The organism is Methyloceanibacter sp. (genome assembly GCF_050999895.1).
In the GTDB taxonomy this organism is placed as follows: domain Bacteria; phylum Pseudomonadota; class Alphaproteobacteria; order Rhizobiales; family Methyloligellaceae; genus Methyloceanibacter.
The window spans coordinates 17,635-31,818 of sequence record NZ_JBPCOU010000014.1; the positions used below are offsets into that span (position 1 = coordinate 17,635).

General features: G+C 64.6%; 18 protein-coding genes. 13 read left to right on the forward strand and 5 right to left on the reverse strand.

Going from position 1 to position 14,184, the window contains the following annotated elements; genetic code table 11:
- Window positions 1–39 precede the first annotated feature (39 nt).
- Window positions 40–759 (reverse strand): c-type cytochrome, encoded by a 720-nt coding sequence (locus ACR2J1_RS00990; RefSeq protein ID WP_434017467.1) that lies wholly within the window; start codon window positions 757–759, stop codon window positions 40–42.
- Window positions 760–913: 154 nt separating this feature from the next.
- On the opposite strand from ACR2J1_RS00990, the gene ACR2J1_RS00995 reads away from it, so the two are divergent.
- The 6 genes from ACR2J1_RS00995 to ispG all read left to right on the forward strand — a co-directional run bounded on the left by ACR2J1_RS00995 (window position 914) and on the right by ispG (window position 5,860).
- Complete coding sequence (locus ACR2J1_RS00995; RefSeq protein ID WP_434017468.1) at window positions 914–1,330, forward strand: Fur family transcriptional regulator; 417 nt, start codon at window positions 914–916, stop codon at window positions 1,328–1,330.
- A 227-nt stretch (window positions 1,331–1,557) separates the two neighbouring features.
- Entirely contained in the window at window positions 1,558–2,337 is a 780-nt protein-coding gene (locus ACR2J1_RS01000) for a metal ABC transporter ATP-binding protein (protein WP_434017469.1), read from the forward strand.
- Window positions 2,334–3,200, forward strand: coding sequence for a metal ABC transporter permease (locus tag ACR2J1_RS01005; RefSeq protein ID WP_434017470.1), 867 nt, complete (start codon window positions 2,334–2,336; stop codon window positions 3,198–3,200). The genes ACR2J1_RS01000 and ACR2J1_RS01005 overlap by 4 nt, the downstream gene beginning before the upstream one ends.
- A 24-nt stretch (window positions 3,201–3,224) precedes the next feature.
- On the forward strand, window positions 3,225–4,169 hold the full coding sequence (locus ACR2J1_RS01010) for a metal ABC transporter substrate-binding protein (RefSeq protein WP_434017471.1): 945 nt from the start codon (window positions 3,225–3,227) through the stop codon (window positions 4,167–4,169).
- 26 nt (window positions 4,170–4,195) lie between these two features.
- Complete coding sequence (locus ACR2J1_RS01015) at window positions 4,196–4,591, forward strand: hypothetical protein (protein WP_434017472.1); 396 nt, start codon at window positions 4,196–4,198, stop codon at window positions 4,589–4,591.
- Between the two features lie 24 nt (window positions 4,592–4,615).
- Complete coding sequence (gene ispG, locus ACR2J1_RS01020; protein ID WP_434017473.1) at window positions 4,616–5,860, forward strand: flavodoxin-dependent (E)-4-hydroxy-3-methylbut-2-enyl-diphosphate synthase; 1,245 nt, start codon at window positions 4,616–4,618, stop codon at window positions 5,858–5,860.
- A 48-nt stretch (window positions 5,861–5,908) separates the two neighbouring features.
- Here the strand turns inward: ispG and ACR2J1_RS01025 are convergent, their stop codons facing one another.
- On the reverse strand, window positions 5,909–6,595 hold the full coding sequence (locus ACR2J1_RS01025) for a DUF1345 domain-containing protein (RefSeq protein WP_434017474.1): 687 nt from the start codon (window positions 6,593–6,595) through the stop codon (window positions 5,909–5,911).
- Window positions 6,596–6,767: 172 nt separating this feature from the next.
- Window positions 6,768–7,658, reverse strand: a complete 891-nt coding sequence (locus tag ACR2J1_RS01030; protein ID WP_434017475.1) for a polyprenyl synthetase family protein — start codon at window positions 7,656–7,658, stop codon at window positions 6,768–6,770.
- Window positions 7,659–7,767: 109 nt separating this feature from the next.
- Here ACR2J1_RS01030 and mtgA point away from each other — a divergent pair, with 109 nt between their 5' ends.
- The 3 genes from mtgA (at window position 7,768) to ACR2J1_RS01045 (ending at window position 9,225) form a co-directional block, all read left to right on the forward strand.
- The gene (mtgA, locus tag ACR2J1_RS01035; RefSeq protein WP_434017476.1) at window positions 7,768–8,508 is read left to right on the forward strand and encodes a monofunctional biosynthetic peptidoglycan transglycosylase; all 741 of its coding nucleotides are present in this window, start codon (window positions 7,768–7,770) and stop codon (window positions 8,506–8,508) included.
- A 117-nt stretch (window positions 8,509–8,625) separates the two neighbouring features.
- Window positions 8,626–8,811: a 50S ribosomal protein L32 gene (gene rpmF / locus ACR2J1_RS01040; RefSeq protein ID WP_434017477.1), complete on the forward strand. Its 186-nt coding sequence runs from the start codon at window positions 8,626–8,628 to the stop codon at window positions 8,809–8,811.
- A gap of 24 nt (window positions 8,812–8,835) precedes the next feature.
- Entirely contained in the window at window positions 8,836–9,225 is a 390-nt protein-coding gene (locus ACR2J1_RS01045) for a hypothetical protein (RefSeq protein WP_434017478.1), read from the forward strand.
- Window positions 9,226–9,845: 620 nt separating this feature from the next.
- On the opposite strand, the gene ACR2J1_RS01050 is transcribed toward ACR2J1_RS01045, so the two are convergent.
- Window positions 9,846–10,037 (reverse strand): hypothetical protein, encoded by a 192-nt coding sequence (locus ACR2J1_RS01050; protein WP_434017491.1) that lies wholly within the window; start codon window positions 10,035–10,037, stop codon window positions 9,846–9,848.
- Between the two features lie 56 nt (window positions 10,038–10,093).
- Between ACR2J1_RS01050 and ACR2J1_RS01055 the strand changes: the two genes are divergently transcribed.
- On the forward strand, window positions 10,094–10,585 hold the full coding sequence (locus ACR2J1_RS01055; RefSeq protein WP_434017487.1) for a GGDEF domain-containing protein: 492 nt from the start codon (window positions 10,094–10,096) through the stop codon (window positions 10,583–10,585).
- 204 nt (window positions 10,586–10,789) lie between these two features.
- A complete protein-coding gene (locus ACR2J1_RS01060) occupies window positions 10,790–11,314 on the forward strand; it encodes an EAL domain-containing protein (protein WP_434017489.1) in 525 nt (174 codons plus the stop codon).
- A gap of 22 nt (window positions 11,315–11,336) precedes the next feature.
- Here the strand turns inward: ACR2J1_RS01060 and phaR are convergent, their stop codons facing one another.
- Complete coding sequence (phaR, locus tag ACR2J1_RS01065) at window positions 11,337–11,951, reverse strand: polyhydroxyalkanoate synthesis repressor PhaR (RefSeq protein ID WP_434017479.1); 615 nt, start codon at window positions 11,949–11,951, stop codon at window positions 11,337–11,339.
- Between the two features lie 193 nt (window positions 11,952–12,144).
- Between phaR and ACR2J1_RS01070 the strand changes: the two genes are divergently transcribed.
- A complete protein-coding gene (locus ACR2J1_RS01070) occupies window positions 12,145–13,326 on the forward strand; it encodes an acetyl-CoA C-acetyltransferase (RefSeq protein WP_434017480.1) in 1,182 nt (393 codons plus the stop codon).
- A 110-nt stretch (window positions 13,327–13,436) separates the two neighbouring features.
- Window positions 13,437–14,159, forward strand: a complete 723-nt coding sequence (gene phbB, locus ACR2J1_RS01075) for an acetoacetyl-CoA reductase (RefSeq protein ID WP_434017482.1) — start codon at window positions 13,437–13,439, stop codon at window positions 14,157–14,159.
- Window positions 14,160–14,184: the final 25 nt, after the last annotated feature.

Genomic DNA, 14,184 nt, shown 5'->3' on the forward strand with positions numbered 1-14,184 from the left:
CGGCGAGGTGCGGCTCACCGGCCTGCCATGGTTAGAAGTCTAGGAGCCTGAAGATGGGTTGATGGTGCGCATCCAGGAAATGATCTTCCACATATCGCCGTTGGATTTGACGATTCCGCCATGGGGAGGCATCGGGCCGACGACGTTCTCGGAACCCTTGCGCGCATAGCCCTGCGCTTTGAGGCCATCTGAGCCGAGCGCAATCAGGCGGAACAGCGTGTCGTCGTCCTTGCCGTAGACCCAGATCGGGTTGGTCAAAGGCGGGCCCATGCCGCCGCCGCCGGTGCCGCCATGGCAGCCGTTGCAGCCGGCGGACATGTAGATCTTGTGGCCCGCCTCGCCGACAGCTTTCGGATCGCTGTTCGGATTTTTCAGGCTACCCTTCTCGGCCTTCTCGGCGGTCTGTTGCGGATTGCCGCCTTCATCGGCGGAAGCGCCTCCAGCGGCAGGGGCGGCTTCGCCGCCGGCAGCCTTGTCATCGGCGGGCGGCGTTGCGGCCTTGTCGTCAGCCGGTGCGGGCGCTGCGGTCTGGCCTGCGGGCGCCGGCGTGGTATCCGCAGTCGCCGGAGCAGGCGCAGGGGCGGCGGCCGTGCTGGGCTCGGCAATAGGCGGCGCGGCAGGCGCGGCCTCTGTTTCGACGGCGGCTATTGCGTCCGTCTCGGTCACGGGGGTGGCGGTCTCGTCGTTCGTCTCCCAAAACGACCAGATTCCGGTCACGACGACAAAGACGATCAGGATAGCGGCAACGACCCTCAACATGGCGTCTTCCTCATCTCGTTTGGTTAAATCGGCAAACACAGCGCAGTGGCCGAACGGCTTAATCGGCCAAATTTAAACGGCTTCAAGCCCGACCTGTTCCCGAAAAAGCAAAGGCGCTTGACGCCTCCCGGGCCTGTTATGTTATATCAACCGCATGAATGCCGCCCATCATCACGAGACCCCGAAGCTGTCGCGCAATCAGAGCGAGATCCTCACCTGCCTGCGCGACGCCAAGGAGCCCATGAGCGCCTACGCCATTCTCGACCGCGTGCGGGAGGCGGGCATCGCCCATCCGCCCACGGTCTATCGTGCACTCAACGATCTGATGCAGAAGGGCATGGTGCATCGGCTCCAGTCGCGCGCGGCCTTCGTCGCCTGCGGCCACGGCGCCTGCGACGGCAAGTTCGCTTTTGCCATCTGCCGCCGCTGCGAGAGGGTCGTGGAAATCGCCTTGAGCGACGGCGACCAGGCCGCGCTGCTTGGCTTGGCGCCTGAGGAAATCTCGCCCGAACAGGTCACGCTCGAGATCGCCGGGCTCTGCCAAGACTGCCAGTCGCAACTGAGCGCTTAGGCAAGGAACGCTCGCATGGGGCCTCGCGCAAGTCTTGAACGGCGCACCTCGCCTGCTTCCTTGGCTGCGACCGCGCCATCGGCGCCTACCGATGCGCGCGGCGTGAGGACGCATCGCGCGCAGAGCGTCCCAGGGTTCTCCCTGCTCAGACTGTCGGTGCCAGCGCGCCTCACGCTCGTCGCGGCTGTGGCGGCGCTGCTTTGGCTCGCGGTGTGGTGGGCTTTGACATGAGCTCTGCGCCCGTGCTCCGCTTCGACGATCTCACGCTCGGCTATGACCGCCATCCCGCCGTGCATCACATCACAGGCGAGGTGGCGCAGGGCGACCTGCTCGCCATTGTCGGTCCCAACGGCGCGGGCAAGTCCACGCTGCTCAAGGGCATTGTCGACGAACTGAAACCGCTCGGCGGAAGCCTCGCACGTTGCGGCCTACGCAAGAACGGCATCGCTTATCTCCCGCAGCAGATCGACATCGACCGCAGCTTTCCCATCTCGGTGTTCGACTGCGTGGCGATGGGGCTGTGGCGCAAGATCGGCGTCGGGGGCGGTGTCGCGAGCGACAAGGATGCCGTGACGGGAGCGCTCGCGAGCCTCGGCCTGCTCGATCTCGCCGCGCGTAGCATCGGGAGGCTGTCGGGCGGCCAGTTTCAGCGCGTGCTGTTCGCGCGACTCCTTCTCCAGGATGCCGCGCTGATCCTCCTCGACGAGCCGTTCCGCGCGGTTGACGCCAAGACCGTCGCCGACCTCCTGGCCCTGATCGCGCGCTGGCACGCGGAAGGCCGCACGGTGCTCGCCGTGCTGCACGACATCGAACAGGTGCGCGCCAACTTTCCGAAGACGCTGCTGCTCGCGCGCGAGGTCGTCGCCTGGGGCGATACGCGCAAGGTGCTCGCGCCGCAAAATCTCGCCACGTCGCGCCAGCTGGTCGAGGCTTTCGACGAGCATGCGGAGATTTGCGATCGGCAAGAGCACGAGCATTCGCATGAGCGGGCGCGGCAGCCGGCATGATCGACGCCGTCACCCAGCCTTTCATCGAGTTCGCCTTCATGCGCCGCGCGCTGGTCGGATGCCTCGCGCTTTCCATCGGGGCGCCGCCGATCGGCGTCTTTCTCATGCTGCGGCGCATGAGCCTGATGGGCGACGCCATGAGCCACGCTATCCTGCCGGGTGCCGCCATCGGCTATCTCATCGCCGGCCTGTCGCTGCCGATGATGAGCCTCGGCGGCTTTGCGGCCGGCCTCGCGGTCGCCATTCTCGCCGGTCTCGTCGCGCGGGCAACCATCCTGCGCGAGGACGCGAGCCTCGCGGCCTTCTATCTCCTGTCGCTCGCGCTCGGCGTGTTCATCATCTCGGTGAAGGGCAGCAATATCGACCTGTTGCACGTGCTGTTCGGTACGGTGCTTGCGCTCGATAACGCGGCGCTGCTGCTGGTTGCCGCGATCACCACCGTGTCGTCGCTAGTGCTCGCGATCATCTACCGGCCGCTCGTGCTCGAATGTTTCGACCCGCAATTCCTGCGCTCGGTAAGCAGCACAAGCTCGGTCACGCATCTCCTGTTTCTCGTGCTGGTCGTGCTCAATCTCGTCAGCGGGTTTCAGGCGCTCGGCACATTAATGGCGGTCGGCATCATGCTCCTTCCCGCCATCACTGCGCGGTTCTGGGCGGAGGACGTACCAGGGCTGATCGTGGTCGCCGTAGGCACGGCATTCGCTGCGAGCTGTCTCGGCTTGCTGCTGTCCTATTATGTCAACGTGCCGACGGGGCCGGCCATCATTCTTCTCTGCGGCGCCTTCTATCTCGTCTCCATGAACGTCGGCACGAAAGGCGGACTGATCTGGACGCTCGCGCCGCGCAAGCATCTCGAAGCCTGAAGTTCCACGACAAGGGGTCACGTCATGACAGGCGGTCTCATTCGGTTTGGATTGGTGCTCGCGGTCGTGCTCGGCGTAGCGAGTGGGAGCCAGGCCGCAGACGCCAAGGTGAAGGCGGTCGCATCGTTCAGCATTGTGGACGACATGGTGAAGAATGTTGGCGGCGATCGAGTCGAGGTCATTACGCTCGTTGGCCCGGACGGCGACGCGCATGTTTTCAGCCCCACGCCCACCGACGCCAAGGCGCTGGCGCAGGCGGACATCTTCTTCGTCAACGGCCTCGGCTTCGAAGGCTGGATGCAGCGATTAGAGACATCGTCGGGCTTCAAGGGCGCCGTCGTGGTCGCGAGCACGGGCGTGAAGCCCATCGAGATGCACGAAGAGGGGCATCACCACGACGATGAGGATGACGACAAGGGCGAGGACCATGACGCGGAGGAAGTCAGCGACCCGCATGCCTGGCAGAGCCTCGCCAACGGCAAGCTCTATGTGGCGAACATTCGCGACGGCCTGATCGCCGTCGACCCGGCAGGCAGAGCGATCTACGAGGCGAATGCCGCCAAATATCTCGACGCCATCGCCAAGGAAGAAACCGACGTGAAAGCGGCGATCGCCAAGCTGGCGCCGGAGCGTCGCCGCATCATCACCAGCCACGACGCGTTCGGCTATTTTGCCTCTGCCTATGGGCTGGAAGTGATCGCGCCGGAAGGCGTCAGCACCGAGAGCGAGGCGAGCGCGCAGGATGTCGCCAAGATTATTCGCCAGATCCGGGCGGAGAAAATCCCGGCCGTGTTCTTGGAGAACATCAGCGACCGCCGCCTGCTCGATCAAATCGCTTCCGAGACGGGCGCCAAGATCGGAGGCACGCTCTATTCCGATGCGCTCTCCCCACCGGACGGACCGGCGCCGACTTATCTCGACATGTTCCGGCACAATGTCGGTGCGCTCGCCGCAGCCCTGTCGTCCTAGGGGCGTCGTCGCGGTATAATGGCGCCATGACGTCACAACGGTGGATTGCCGTCGCCGGCAGCTTGGTCCTCCTTACGGCCATCGCCTTCGCTTCTTTATTTCCGGTCGAATGGCAGTTGCGCACGGGGCTGCACTGGCTGGTCGAGCATTTCCTGATCTATTTCGCGGCGACCGCCATCGTGTGCGTGGCGTGGCCGAAGCCCTCTTATGTGGCGGCCGCCTTGACGGTGCTGGCTGCGCTCTTGGAGACGGCGCAGGGCTTAACGGCCGATCGCGTGCCGGACCTGGCGACCGCGATCAGCGGGGCTGCGGCCGTGCTCACGGCGGCCATCCTCGCCCAGCTGATCATCAGCCTGCGAAAGGCCCGCGCAGTCCGCCGGGACGGGCCAAAAAACGCACCGGCCGGCGGGGGCGCGATCTAGAGAAATCTGATATATCTTCCGGCCATGGACATGCAGGCGCGACGGCGCTCCGTTCCGGTCGACATCGCAGGCATCATCCTTGGCGGCGACGCCCCTGTCGTCGTGCAGTCGATGACGAATACCGATACCGCCGATATCGACGCGACCGCGCGCCAGGTCGCGGCGCTTGCGCGGGCGGGCTCGGAGCTTGTGCGCATCACCGTGGACCGCGCCGAGGCGGCGGCGGCCGTGCCTGTCATCCGCGAGCGGCTCGACATTCTCGGCGTCACCACGCCGCTCATCGGCGACTTCCATTACAATGGCCACACGCTGCTCGAGGACTATCCGGATTGCGCGGTCGCGCTTGCGAAATACCGCATCAATCCCGGCAATGTCGGCTTCAAGGACAAGCGCGACAAGCAGTTCGCGCAGATCGTCGAGATCGCCGCGCGGCACGGCAAAGCCATCCGCATCGGCGTGAACTGGGGCAGCCTCGACCAGGATCTGCTCACCCGGCTCATGGACGAGAACGCGCGGGCGGCTTCGCCGAAGGACGCGCGCCAAGTCATGCACGAGGCCATCGTGCAATCCGCGCTGCTCAGCGCCGAGCGCGCCGTCGAGCTCGGACTTTTGGCCAACAAGATCGTGCTCTCGGCCAAGGTGAGCGCGGTGCAGGACCTGATCGCGGTCTATTCGATGCTGGCGGCGCGCTCCGATCTCGCGCTGCATCTCGGCCTCACCGAGGCAGGCATGGGATCGAAAGGCATCGTCGCCTCGTCGGCCGCGCTCGCCGTCCTCATGCAGCAGGGCATCGGCGATACGATCCGCATCTCGCTGACGCCGGAGCCCGGCGGCGACCGCACGCTTGAGGTGCAGGTGGCGCAAGAGCTTCTGCAAAGCATGGGCCTGCGCAGCTTCGTTCCCGTCGTCGCGGCGTGTCCCGGCTGCGGGCGCACGACCTCAACCACGTTCCAGGAGCTCGCGAGCGACATCCAGAATTTCATCCGCGAGCAGATGCCGGAATGGAAGCGCCGGTATCCGGGCGTGGAGACGATGTCCGTCGCGGTGATGGGCTGCATCGTCAACGGGCCGGGAGAATCGAAGCAGGCCGATATTGGCATCTCGCTGCCGGGAACCGGAGAGGCGCCGGCCGCGCCCGTGTTCGTCGACGGCAAGAAGGTCGCGACGCTGAGAGGCCCGGCCGCCGCGGCCGACTTCAAGACTATGGTGCTCGACTATATCGAGCGGCGCTTCGGCCATGGCCTCACCGGCCGCACCGCGGCGGAGTAGGGGTCGCCGATGCACCTCGCCTTTGGTGGTGCGCTCCTGCTCTTGCTTCTATGCCAGCCGTCGCTGCCGAGGAGCCGGCAGCTGCCTGGGGCGGATGCTGGGGCCGTGTCTACGACGCGGCGCATCTCCTGCGGCGACTGACTGTTGAAGCGCGGGCGCGAGACGACCGAACGTCACCCCTGCACGAGCTGCGCGGCGAGGTTGACCGTCAGCGCGATCACGGCGGTATTGAAGAAGAAAGACAGGATGCCGTGCGGCATCACGACGAAGCGCATCGAACGCGAGGTCACCTCGACGTCGGAGGTTTGCGCCGTGGTTCCGACGACGAAGGCGAAATAGAGGATGTCGACATAGTCCGGCGTGCGGTCGCCGGGAAACTCCAGGCCGCCGCCACTGCCGCGCGGCGCGCGGCTTCTCTCGCCGTGAAACTCGTGCGCGTTCCGCGAACATGGTGTGGATCAGCAGCCAGGAGAGCAGGATCGTCGAGACCGACAGGCTGATGCTGATCGTGCGGTCGATGCCGTACTCGCTTTTGATCGTCGAGAGCTGCGCGACCAGTGCGAGCAGGGTGAAGAGCGAACCGAGAATGACCATGGCGAGGACGAGGCCGCGGTTCTCACGCTCGATATCGGCTTCGCTTTTGATGCCTTCCACGTCGGCGTGCCACATCTTGACGATCACGAGCAGCAGAAACAGCCAGCCGCCCGCGTTCCACCCGGCGAGCGTCCGCTCCATGACACCTTCCACGGAGAGCACCGTGGGGACGAGGAATGCTGTGGCAATGCCCACCGCAATTGCGATCAGAAATCGAAACTGAGCGCGGACATGCCTGAAGGCTGCTGCCCAGAAGGACTCCCGCGGACCGCTTTTTTGGTGCCCTGCGTTCGCGGTGCCATGCTTTTCCCGATCAGCGTTTACGGCTGACGGCAAACTGGGCCGTGGCCACCAACGTGATAGCCCTGGCGCCAAACGGCGCAAGGGCAGCTTCGGCTTCCACCACCAGGGCGGCCAGCCGAGCCTTGGCCGCGTCCACGCCGAGCAGGCCGACCAGCGTGGCCTTGCCGCGGCCGGCATCCTTGGCAACGGCCTTGCCAACAGCTTCGGCGCTTCCTTCCGCATCGAGCAGGTCGTCCGCGAGCTGGAACGCCTGCCCCAGGGCAGACGCATAATCTTTCAGCGCCGCGCGCTTCGATGCATCGGCGCGGCCGAGAACAGCGCCCGCCTCGCAGGCGAAGCCGAACAGCGCTCCGGTCTTCAGCGCCTGCATGGCGGCGACCTCTTCCGATGTGAGGTCGTTGCGCTCTGCATCGAGATCGAGCGCCTGGCCGAGCGCCATCCCATGCCAGCCGGCGGCGCGCGCCAGGAGCGAGATCAGCTCGACTCGGATGGCGGTATCCTGATCGACGCGCTCGCCGCTCATGATCTCAAAGGCAAGGGTGAGCAGCGAGTCGCCGACAAGTATCCCGGTCGCCTCGTCAAAGGCGACATGCACCGTCGGGCGGCCGCGGCGGACGGCATCGTCGTCCATCGCCGGCAAATCGTCGTGGACCAGCGAATAGCAATGCACGCATTCGAGCGCGCAGGCGGCATCGAGCGCGCCGCGCTCGTCCACGCCGAACAGCTTCGCGGACTGGATCAGGAGATAGGGGCGCAGGCGCTTGCCGCCGCCAAGGACGGCATAGCGCATGGCTTGCGCGAGCGCGTTTGACGTGCCCGCGTTTTCGCCCTCTGCGAGCAAGGCGTCCAGGCGCTGCTCCACCAAAGTGGCGATGGGGTCGAGCTCGGTCTGGAAGGTCATCTGGCTCGCGAATGGCGTTGAACGGCGTGGTTGCCGCGAAGGTGGAAAAGCGCGCAAACCTAATACCACGTTGCTCGCGGCGGCAACTGGAGGGTAGAACCCGCCCAGCATGGGAAATCGGAGCGGTGCGGGTCGCGGGCGCAAGGCGCGTGAGGCGCGCTTGGTTGGGGCTGGACATTTGCGCCACTGGGTTGAGTTTGCAGCAAAGATCGTCATCGCCCTTTTTCTGGGTCTGCTCCTGTCGATCGTCGCCTTCCGCTTCGTCGATCCGCCCATCACCACGGTCATGATCGTGGAGAAGCTCAAAGGACATACGCTGCGCAGGGTGTGGGTCCCGCTCGACCGCATCTCCCCGCAATTGCCGCTGGCGGTGATCGCGGCAGAGGATGGCCGCTTCTGCCAGCATTGGGGGGTGGATTGGGGCGCGGTGCGCGATGCCATCCAGGAATCGCAAGGACGCGGGCTCCTGCGCGGCGCAAGCACGATCCCCATGCAAACCGCGAAAAACCTCTATCTTTGGACCTGGCGCAGCTATTTGCGCAAAGTGCTCGAGGCGCCGCTCGCTTATGCCATCTCGGCGGTTTGGCCGAAGCGGCGGGTGATGGAGATCTATCTCAACATCGTGCAGTGGGGGCCCGGCGTGTTCGGCGCCGAGGCCGCGAGCCGCTATCATTTCAACAAGAGCGCCTCGCAGCTCACACGCCGCGAGGCGGCGCTTCTGGCGGCAAGCCTGCCCAATCCGCGGGTGCGCAACGCCGGCAAGCCCGGCGGCCGGTTGAGCCGGATTGCGGGCGCCATCGAGCGGAGAATGCCCACCATCGCCGGCCGCGCGGATTGCGTGCGGCCGTGACACTTGGCCGGCACTTGGCCGAAAAGAGGCGATTCCGGCTCTGGCCAGCCGAAAAGATTGCCACTATAAGAGCGGCAAGAAGACGCCGTACGGCGCCGATTTTATAGGATTCGCATCATGGCCGTTCCGAAACGAAAAACCTCGCGCATGAAGCGGGGCTTCCGCCGCTCGCACGACAAGCTGGCCGCCCCGACCTATGTCGAGGACAAGGATTCCGGCGAGCTGCGCCGTCCGCACCATATCGACCTCAAGGCCGGCCGTTATCGCGGCCGCCAAGTGCTGGCCGTCAAGGAAGAGGCGTAGAAGCCTTTGGATTGGTAGGCGGGCATGGTGATGGTCGATCAAGACTCCGAGCGCCGCGCACCCCGCCGCACCAATCGAGGCGCCTGGTTCACCGCCATCCCGCTGCTCGCCTTCATCGTGATCGCCTATGTGGCGTTCGCGGCAAGCGGCGCGGATTTCACGCTTCCCCGTTTCGAGCCCGCGCTGCCTTCGGGCGCAACCTGGTATATCAGCCTCGGCGATATGCTCGTTGCGACGTCGCTGTTCCTGCTCTTCCTCGAAGTGCTGAAATCGACCCGCACCAGCGGCAAGTCGGTCATCGACCATAGCCTGTCGCTGGTCGTCTTCATCGCCTGCCTCATCCTGTTCCTGATTGGCAACCTGCGGCGACCTCGGTGTTTTTCATCATCATGCTCATCACGCTCGTGGATGTGATCGCCGGTTTCTCCGTCACCATCCGCGCCGCGCGCCGCGACTATACCGTCAGCGGCACCGACTAGACTCCTTCAGCCCAGCCGCCCGAACCCGTAAGCTTTTGTCAACCAATCCCGGAGAAAGCCCCCGGCTGCGCGCCGTTGCCCGGCACCCAGGGTCTATAGGAGAAGCCTGAGGGGGCTCTCACTTCCGCCTTTTTTAAGGCTTGCTGCGTAAGGTCGGCCCCCAAGCACGAGGCGCGAAATGCGTCCGTACAGGTGAAGGGGCATCCCTTGAGTCATCGTCAAAAGAGCGCGCCGAAGACGACGATCGCCTGCCAAAGCCAAGCCCGGAAAGCGACTCCCCGCCTGCGGGCGTCAAGGCGTTCGGGCAGCGGCGCGAAGATGCCGATCCTGACCGCCCGCTAGATCTGGAAGCCGTGCTGAACAGCGTGCGCGAACCCGTATCGCTGGGCCTTTCCGAGCGACCACATCGTATGGGCCGGCAATGCCGCATCGGTGATCGAGGGCGCCAGTCCATCGAGCCTCGCCCAGGGGCGCGCTTTCGCGCTGCTGGTCGATCCTGGACATGCCGGCGGGCGCTACGACGGAAGCACAGGGGGTCCTCATGTCGGTCCCAATTCAGAGCACCGCTACTGCCTGCGCTATCGGCTGCTGCCGGTTGGGCGCCGTGGCGCCGCTGCGCTCTGGGTCGAGGACAGCGGCGTGTGCGCCATCGACGCAGATGGACGCCCGCTCCAGGCGCAAGGCACGCTGCGCGTCATCGACGATCGCCGCGAGCACGAAGAGCGCCTGCATTATCTGAGCAATCACGACAGCTCACCGGGCAACTCAATCGCACCCGCCTTACCGAGGAGCTCACCACTCTCCTGTCCGATGTCGGCCGCGGCCCGCGCAAGGGCGCATTCCTGCTTGCTGCCGTCAACGATCTCACACTCATCAACGAGACCTATGGCTACGATGTCGGCGACGAAGTGATCGCCATTGTTGGGCGCCGCATCGGCCGTGTCTTGCGGCGGCAGAGATTGTCTCGGCAGGTTTTCATCCAACAAGTCGGCATCATCCTGCCGGATTGCGACGTGAAGGGCGCGGACGCCATCGGCCGCCGGCTCATGGCTTCGGTGCGCGACAGCGTTGTCGATACGAGCGTCGGTGCAGTTGCGGCGACGATCTCGGTCGGCGCGCTGCTCTTGCCGGACCATGCCACCGGCGCGCAAGCCGCCATCGGCCGCGCCTTGCAAACCCTGGACGGCGCGCGCAGCGACCGCAACGATCCGTTCGCTTCTATCGCCCTTGCGAGCGCCGCGAGTCGGAACGCCGCCGCACCGTCGCCATCGCCGTTGAGGTCGTGCGCGCCTTGAACGATCGCCGCATGCTGCTCGCCTTGCAACCGATCGTGACATCGAGCAGCCGCGAGCCGGAAACTGTACGAATGCCTCCTGCGGATGCGGCGTATGGACGGCACGATCGCGGTAGCTGCCGAATTCCGGTCGCGGAACAGTTCAGCTCGCTAAGCTCGTCGACCATCGTATCTTGAGCTCGCAACCGAGATCCTGCGCACCAACATCAAGGTAAAGCTCGCGTTGAACGTATCGGCGGCAACGGCCACCGACCCGCAATGGCTCGCGTCGCTCGAGGCCTTCACCGGCAAGGACCGCAGCCAGACGGAGCGGCTCACGGTGGAGATCACCGAGACGGCGGCGATATCCGATCTCGAGGAAACGATAAAGTTTGTGCAGGCCCTGAAAGGTTTCGGCTGCCGCGTCGCGCTCGACGATTTCGGCGCCGGCTATACGTCGTTCCGCAATCTGAAGATGCTCGGGGTCGACATGGTGAAGATCGACAGCTCCTTCTTTCAAAATCTCGGCGCGCATGCCGATGACGAGATGTTCGTGCGTGCGCTGATCGATCTTCCGCGCAATTTCGATGTGACCACGGTCGGCGAATGGGTGGGCGACGAGCGCACGGCCCGGCTCCTGGAAAATGCCGGGGTGGCCTATATGCAGGGCTATTTCTTCGGCGCGCCAGAGCTTGCGACCCCTGGCCTGCTTGAGAAAGCCCTGGGCGAGCTGAAGCCGCGCACCACTTAACTATTAGATGTGAGCTTGCCGCCTAGCGGCGAGACAGCTGCTCGAGCCGTGCCTGCATGGCGGACAGCTCCGCGCGCAGCGTGGAGATCTCATCCTCGCTGGGGTCGGCCTTCGCCGCGCCGTCTGCTCCGTCCCCCTCGTGCGGATGGTAGTTCTTGATCTCGCCGTTCTCCGCCGCATTAAAGGGCATGAACAGGCCAAGCGCGCGCTCGAAGGTAGCAAAATTCTTTCTCACCTGCTCCTGCATGACATCAAATGCCGCGGTGCCGAAGGGCGCGGTGAAGCGCTTGCGGTATTCGGCCTGTTGGCGCGTCAGCGAGTCGAGGCTGAACTCGAGATAGCTCGGCACCAGGCGCTGCATGCTGTCGCCATAAAAGCGGATGAGCTGGCGCAAGAAGGGAATCGGCAGAAGATTTGTGCCGCGGCTCTCCTGCTCAACGATAATCTGGGTGAGAACCGCATGGGTAAGGTCTTCGCCCGTCTTAGCATCGATGACGACGAAGTCTTTTTCCAACTTCACCATGGCCGCGAGGTCTTCGAGTGTTACATAGGTGCTCGTATCGGTATTATAGAGCCTCCGGTTAGCATACTTCTTGATGATGACCGGCTGGTTGTCCTGGTCAGCGTCTCTTGCCACGTCTCTAAGCTCCACTGGTTCGCGGTGTCTGGTCTGAGGCTACTCTATGCCGCAACTGCGAAACCAGTAGCACGATAATTGTGCGTAGCACCAGAGCCTTTGCCGCACGCTTAACGCGGCGCGAAGCGTGGGCTTCCACAGGGGGAATCACTACGCTATGACCTTGGGTCTTATTGGGAAGTGGGAGATCAGGATGAAAGACGAAGAGATTGTCATCGTCAGCGCCGCGAGGACGCCGGTCGGCTCCTTCAACGGCTCGCTGTCGAGCGTGCCGGCCCACACTTTGGGCGAGGTTGCCATCCGCGCCGCGCTCGAGCGCGCGGGCGTTGCGGCCGAGGATGTCGATGAAGTTATCTTGGGCCAGGTGCTGACGGCCGGCCAGGGCCAGAATCCGGCACGGCAGGCGGCGATCGGCGCCGGTATTCCCGTGGGCGCCACGGCATGGGGCGTGAATCAGGTGTGCGGCTCTGGCCTGCGCGCCGTCGCGCTCGCGGCGCAGCAAATTGCGACCGGCGAATCCGAGGTCGTGGTTGCCGGCGGCCAGGAAAACATGAGCATGTCGCCGCATGTCGCCCATTTGCGCAACGGTCAGAAGATGGGGTCGGTCGAGTTCATCGACGTCATGCTCAAGGACGGCCTCTGGGACGCCTTCAATGGCTACCATATGGGCACCACCGCCGAGAACGTCGCGCGGCAATGGCAGATCACCCGTGAGGACCAGGACAAGTTCGCCGTTGGCTCGCAGAACAAGGCCGAGACGGCGAAGAAGGCCGGCAAGTTCAAGGACGAGATCGCGCCTGTCACCATCAAGACCCGCAAGGGCGAGACGGTGGTGAGCGAGGACGAATATGTCCGCGAGGGCGCCAAGCTCGACGATATGTCCAAGCTGCGTCCCGCCTTCGACAAGGAAGGCTCCGTGACCGCGGGCAACGCGTCGGGCATCAATGACGGCGCGGCCGTCGTGGTATTGATGACGGCCAAGGAAGCCAAGAAGCGCGGCCTGAAGCCGCTCGCCCGCATCGCGTCGTGGGCGCAGGCCGGCGTCGATCCCAAAGTCATGGGCTCCGGGCCGATCCCGGCGTCACGCAAGGCGCTCGAGAAGGCCGGCTGGAAGATCGGCGATCTCGATTTGATCGAGGCCAATGAGGCCTTCGCCGCGCAGGCGCTCGCCGTGAACAAGGATCTGGGCTGGGATGCAGGCAAGGTCAACGTCAATGGCGGGGCCATCGCCATCGGGCATCCGATCGGGGCGTCCGGCGCGCGCGTGCTCGTGACGTTGCTGCACGAGATGCAGCGCAGCGATGCCAAGAAAGGCCTCGCCACGCTGTGCATCGGCGGCGGCATGGGCATCGCCATGTGCCTCGAGCGGGACTGATTGCCGATATATCGTCGTTAAGGATCTCGCGCCGAGTCAATTGCAGCCAGGCGCCAGACCCAGCTTCAACAAAGTAAGCCGGCGCCAACGTGCGCCAAGGAAGGGACGTCATGGGAAGAGTGGCTTTGGTCACGGGCGGAACGCGTGGCATCGGGGCGGCGATCTGCAAGGCCTTGAAAAAGGAAGGCTACAATGTCGCCGCCAACTACGCCGGCAATGACGATGCGGCACAGGCCTTCAAGAAAGAAACCAAGATCCCGGTCTTCAAATGGGATGTCGGCGATTACACCGCCTGCGAAGCGGGCATCGTCAATGTCGAGAACGAGGTCGGCCCGGTCGAGGTGCTGGTCAACAATGCCGGCATCTCGCGCGACGCCATGCTGCAAAAGATGACGCATGAGCAGTGGGAGCAGGTGATCCGCACCAATCTCGATTCTCTCTTCAACATGACGCGTCCGGTGATCAACGGCATGCGCGAGCGGGGCTTCGGCCGCGTCGTCAACATCTCCTCAATCAACGGGCAAAAGGGTCAGCTCGGCCTCGCCAATTACTGCTCGGCCAAAGCGGGCGTGATCGGCTTCACCCGGGCGCTCGCGCTGGAAAGCGCGCGCAAGGGCACTACCGTGAATGCCGTCGCGCCGGGCTATGTGAAGACGGAGCTTCTGGCGGGGGTCTCCGACGAGGTGATGAAGAGCATTGTCGGGCAGATTCCGGTCGGGCGCTTGGGCGAGGCCGATGAGGTCGCGCGCTGCGTCGTGTTCCTCGCCGCCGACGCGGCCGCCTGGATCACCGGCTCGACGCTCACCATCAATGGCGGCCAGCACATGGATTGACGGCTGATTTGGCCGTGGCGGGCGG